Genomic DNA, 4,467 nt, shown 5'->3' with positions numbered 1-4,467 from the left:
TGAGCGCCGTGAGCATCAGTGCGGCGGTGAGCACGGCTGCGATGGTGCGTTTTTTGAAAGACATGGATATTGTTCCTCCTGAAAATTAGTCTGGAAAAGATCTCTGCGGACCCTTTAAAACGGGATTCTGCAGATCTGGGGATGAAAGGGAAAGACCTGATGGGGATGCACAATCACTGTTGTCCCGTCTATCCAGCAGGTGTTGTAGCCCCGGGTCTCCGTATAAATGACCTCTGTGGGACTGACGGTTTCCACACCGAAGGCAAAGGACTCTGCGGTGATCTGCTGGATGCCCAGCACAGTGCGGGTCTCGGCGTAGTGGGCATGGCCGCAGAGGTAGACAAAGACGTCACTGTTCTTCAAAACGTCTGCCAGCGCGGCGGGGTAATCCGTGTGGAACCAGGCCTGCTGGCTTTCCAGAGGGTGGTGGCCCAACAGAATCGTCCCCTGCGGAGCGGGAGTCTGGAGTTCTTCTGCCAGCCAAGCCACCTGCTCGTCGGTGATACTGCCGCAGCCGTTGCGTTCCGTGGAGGTATCCAGCACCAAAAAGCGGTAGCCGTTCCATTCATATTTCCGATTGTAGCGGCCGCTCTGCTCTTCGCCCAGATACCCGCGGTAGAAGCAGGCTTTCAAATCGTGATTTCCCAACACGGGGATCACAGGGATTCCACAGCGTTCCCGCTCAATAAGCTGGCGCAGATATTGATAATCTTCCACCGTTCCCTCGTGAACCAGATCGCCGGTCAGGACGATCAGATCAGGCTTGGATGCGACGGCTTCCCGCAGGCCGGTGAGAAAGTACTCTACTGGGGGGACGGGCTGGCGCAGAGGTTCCCGGTCCAGCATGGAACCATGATAGTCCCGCAGAACGTGGAGATCTGAAAGATGCGCGATACGAAGTGATGCCATGGGGCTCCTTTCCGAACATGGGGTTCTTAACAATTTGATTCTCCTTGTACAATGAACAGCGCACAGTATATCGGTCGGCTGTTAAGTGCAACACCGAGTCTTTGTAAAAAGTAGATGGAGACGGCAAAAAACGGCTATTTCTATGTAGCTTTACTAAATTATCTGGCGTTTGAATGCCTATGACCGGATGAAGTGCACAGAAAACTGCGCTTCCGAAGGCAGCTGAGCCTGGGACGCAGCCGGGCTGGCGCGGCAGAACTGCGGGCGATTGTAAAGACAGGCGGTCCAAAGTGAAAAGAAGATGAAGCATTGATCGAAAAATGGGCAAACGGACGCAAAAAAGCGGACCGGCAAAAGCCGGTCCGCTGGGCGAGAATCCGAATCCATTTTACAAAAGTGCCAAAAGCTCCTCCATCTGCCCGATGGTGGCATCCGTATCCTCCAGTGCCTGTGTGTTTTTTCCGCCGTCCAAAAATCCCACACTGTACATCCCCGCTCGGCGCAGGGCCTGGCAGCCGGGAATACTGTCCTCCACACCCAGCGCCCGATGGGCGGGAACACCGGCAATCTTTTGGGCAGTCAGGTAGATCTCCGGGTCCGGCTTGAGCTGACGGACCTGGTCTTTGGTGACAAAATAATCAAGATACGGCGTTACATGCAGATAGGCGGTCACATCCCGGACAAACCATTCGTCGGATGAGGAGACCACAGCGATGGAGCAGCCGTCAGCTTTCAGTGCCCGCAGCGTGGAGGTCAGGCCCGGAGCTTCCGGAATCCCGGCTTCCTTTATGACCGCCAGCGTCAGGCGGAAATGTTCCTCCGCCAACTGCTCCACATCCAAATCACGGCCCGTACATCTGCACAGTTCCTGCCAGCGCATCCGGACGGAATAGCCGGTCATGGGACCAAGCTGGGTGTGGTCGATGCCGAAGTGCTGGCCCATCCGGCGGTTTGCCTCCCCGTGGGCCCACTCGTCATCCAGCATGGTGCCGTCCAAATCAAAGGTAATCAGATCGAATCTGCGTGTTGTCTGCATGGCTGTCTCCCATCTGTCAGAAAATTCGGCTTCTTGATGATTTCCTTATTATAGGACCGGCGGATAAATTCCGTCAACGGATTTTCTGTGTACTTTTGGTTTTGTTTTGGTAAAACCGGAAAAGCAGGTCAAATGTGAGGATTTCCACAGATTTTGTTTGCCCGGTAGAAGGAAAATACTCGGGAGACAGAAAGCGGTACAGGAAAAAAATCTGTTTTGCGGGATGACTCTTGCAGTTTTATGGGAAACATGTAATAATACTCAAATAAGCGTTAATATTTTGTAAAAATATGGAGATGTGTTATGATCCCACAAAACATTGCACTGCTGACCGATTCCTGTGCGGACCTCTCTCCGCAACTGGCGGCGGACAACCATATTTACGTGCTGCCTCTGCGGATCCTCTGTGCTGACGGAGAATATCTGGACGGTGTGGATATCCGCGGCGCAGATATCTATGAACGGCTTCACCGGGGCGAACTGCCCCAGACCTCTTTGCCCTCCACGGAGAATCTAGGAGAGATCCTCAAGCAGATCCGGGAGGATGGCTATGACGGTGTGATTGCCGTGATGCTCTCCAGCGGCCTTTCGGGGACCTATAATCTGGTGCGGCTGGCAGAGGAATATGCGGATCTGCCGCTTTGTGCCTTTGATTCCAAAAGTGGGTCCTTGGGTCAGGGGCTGACGCTCCTGCAGCTTGCCCAGGACATTCAAAATGGCATGGGCTGGACGGAACTGACCCAACAGCGGGCACCGCAGCTGATTGCGGGCAGCCATCCGTTCTTTTCTGTGGATACGCTGGAGTATCTGCAAAAGGGCGGGCGGATCGGCAAGGTGACCGCTACGGCGGGGATGCTGCTGCAGATCAAGCCCATCCTGACCTTTGCGGAAGATGGGCAGCTGACCTCCGCGGCAAAAGTGCGGGGGCGCAACCAAGTAATTGACAAGCTGGTGGATCTGGCGGTGAAGGCCTGCGGAAATCACCAGCGGTACAATCTGGCCGTGGCCAACGGCGGCGCACCGGAGGGAATGGCCCTGGTGAGGGAGAAACTGACGGCGGCCCTGCCCAACTATGACCACCTCTGGGAAGGAGAGATCGACGGAACGCTCAGTGTATACATTGGTGATGGTGTGCTGGGTGCTGCCGTACAGATCCTGGACGATGAAATGTGAGAAACAAGTGAATCCGGCTGTATCCTTTTGGATGCAGCCGGATTTTCTCTGAGCGGGGATCAATGGCGGGAAAGCGATCTGGATGAGCACCGGGGATTGTCTGGAGAAAAGCGAGCAAGCGGCCAAAATTTTCAAAAAAGTCCTTGAGAAATGGACAAAGATATGATAGGCTGTTTATAATTCACAGAAAAGCGGGAGGGATCAGCAGGTATGTTAGATATTTTTGACATTCTCGGACCGGTGATGGTAGGTCCATCCAGCTCTCACACGGCGGGCGCGGTGCGGATCGGACGCATGGCGCGGACACTGCTGGGGGGAGCCCCGGTAAAAGCGGACATCGGGCTGTATGGGTCCTTTGCGGAAACCGGCCGGGGCCATGGTACGGACCGTGCCCTGGTAGCGGGACTGCTGGGGATGAAGCCGGATGATCTGCGGATTCCCCAGAGCTTTGAGCTGGCCGGGGAACAGGGGCTGGACTTTTGCATCCACCCCATCCAGCTGCGGGAGGCCCACCCCAACACGGTGGTGCTGAAACTCAAGCGGGCGGATGGAAGCGAGCTGACGCTTCAGGCGGCTTCCATCGGCGGCGGACGGATTCGGGTGGACAAGCTCAACGGCGTGGAGGTGCAGTTCACCGGCGACCTCAATACCCTGGTGGTCCAGCATCAGGATGTGGCGGGCAAGGTTGCCGATGAGACCCGGGAACTGTCCAATGCCGGTATCAACATTGCTACCATCAGCCTTTGGCGGGACCGCCGGGGCGGCGATGCACTGATCGTGATCGAGACCGATCAGAAGGTGTCGGAGGAGGTGCGCCGGAGAATTCTGGATCTGCCGGGCGTGAAGCGGCTGACCTACTACGAGAAGGAGGACGATTGAGATGGCACTGGATTCCATGCAGGAGATCTTTGATAAAATGCAGGAGGGCCAGAAGCCTTTCTGGAAGGTCGTGCAGGATACAGATGTTGAGGAACGGCAGGTGACACCGGAGGCCTCCTTTGAAAAAATGCGCATGACGTGGAAGGCCATGCTGGAAACGGTGGAGACCTATCGGGGCGACCTTCGGTCCCTCAGCGGACTGGTGGGCGGTGACGGCCAGCGGATGGCGGAATTTGCCGCCTCCGGCAAGGCCCTGGCCGGAGAGTACCTGAGTCAGGTCATCACTCTGGCACTGTGCACGGCAGAGTCCAATGCCTGCATGCGCAAGATCGTGGCCGCCCCCACAGCAGGTGCCTGCGGCGTATTGCCGGCAGTGCTGATCCCGCTGTACCGTCAGGGAATGCCGGAGGAGGAGATCGTGAAAGGACTGTATGTGGCCGCAGGCATCGGCTCTGTGATTGCGTACCGGG

General features: G+C 56.3%; 5 protein-coding genes. 3 read left to right on the top strand and 2 right to left on the bottom strand.

Going from position 1 to position 4,467, the window contains the following annotated elements; translation table 11 throughout:
- Nucleotides 1–114: 114 nt before the first annotated feature.
- Together QZL67_RS01640 and QZL67_RS01635 are read right to left on the bottom strand one after the other, a co-directional pair.
- Nucleotides 115–909 carry a metallophosphoesterase gene (locus QZL67_RS01640; protein WP_022289039.1) on the bottom strand — a complete coding sequence of 265 codons (795 nt, stop codon included), beginning with the start codon at nucleotides 907–909 and terminating at the stop codon, nucleotides 115–117.
- A gap of 388 nt (nucleotides 910–1,297) precedes the next feature.
- On the bottom strand, nucleotides 1,298–1,945 hold the full coding sequence (locus tag QZL67_RS01635) for an HAD family phosphatase (RefSeq protein WP_022289038.1): 648 nt from the start codon (nucleotides 1,943–1,945) through the stop codon (nucleotides 1,298–1,300).
- A gap of 303 nt (nucleotides 1,946–2,248) precedes the next feature.
- On the opposite strand from QZL67_RS01635, the gene QZL67_RS01630 reads away from it, so the two are divergent.
- The 3 genes from QZL67_RS01630 to QZL67_RS01620 form a co-directional block, all read left to right on the top strand.
- The gene (locus QZL67_RS01630) at nucleotides 2,249–3,118 is read left to right on the top strand and encodes a DegV family protein (RefSeq protein WP_022289037.1); all 870 of its coding nucleotides are present in this window, start codon (nucleotides 2,249–2,251) and stop codon (nucleotides 3,116–3,118) included.
- 210 nt (nucleotides 3,119–3,328) lie between these two features.
- A complete protein-coding gene (sdaAB, locus tag QZL67_RS01625; protein ID WP_022289036.1) occupies nucleotides 3,329–3,997 on the top strand; it encodes an L-serine ammonia-lyase, iron-sulfur-dependent subunit beta in 669 nt (222 codons plus the stop codon).
- A gap of 1 nt (nucleotide 3,998) precedes the next feature.
- Nucleotides 3,999–4,467: L-serine ammonia-lyase, iron-sulfur-dependent, subunit alpha (locus QZL67_RS01620; protein ID WP_292919646.1), on the top strand; the 469-nt coding region annotated here is incomplete at its 3' end.

The organism is Oscillibacter sp. CAG:155, assembly GCA_000436875.1.
Lineage (GTDB): Bacteria > Bacillota > Clostridia > Oscillospirales > Oscillospiraceae > Oscillibacter.
The sequence above is the reverse complement of the archived record's forward strand: the minus strand, read 5'-3'. Positions and strand labels throughout refer to the sequence as shown.

What these genes read in the sequence shown, in the direction of transcription:
- QZL67_RS01640 (WP_022289039.1), bottom strand. Translation starts at nt 909, where the DNA reads ATGGCATCACTTCGTATCGCGCATCTTTCAGATCTCCACGTTCTGCGG.
- QZL67_RS01635 (WP_022289038.1), bottom strand. Translation starts at nt 1,945, where the DNA reads ATGCAGACAACACGCAGATTCGATCTGATTACCTTTGATTTGGACGGC.
- QZL67_RS01630 (WP_022289037.1), top strand. Translation starts at nt 2,249, where the DNA reads ATGATCCCACAAAACATTGCACTGCTGACCGATTCCTGTGCGGACCTC.
- sdaAB (WP_022289036.1), top strand. Translation starts at nt 3,329, where the DNA reads ATGTTAGATATTTTTGACATTCTCGGACCGGTGATGGTAGGTCCATCC.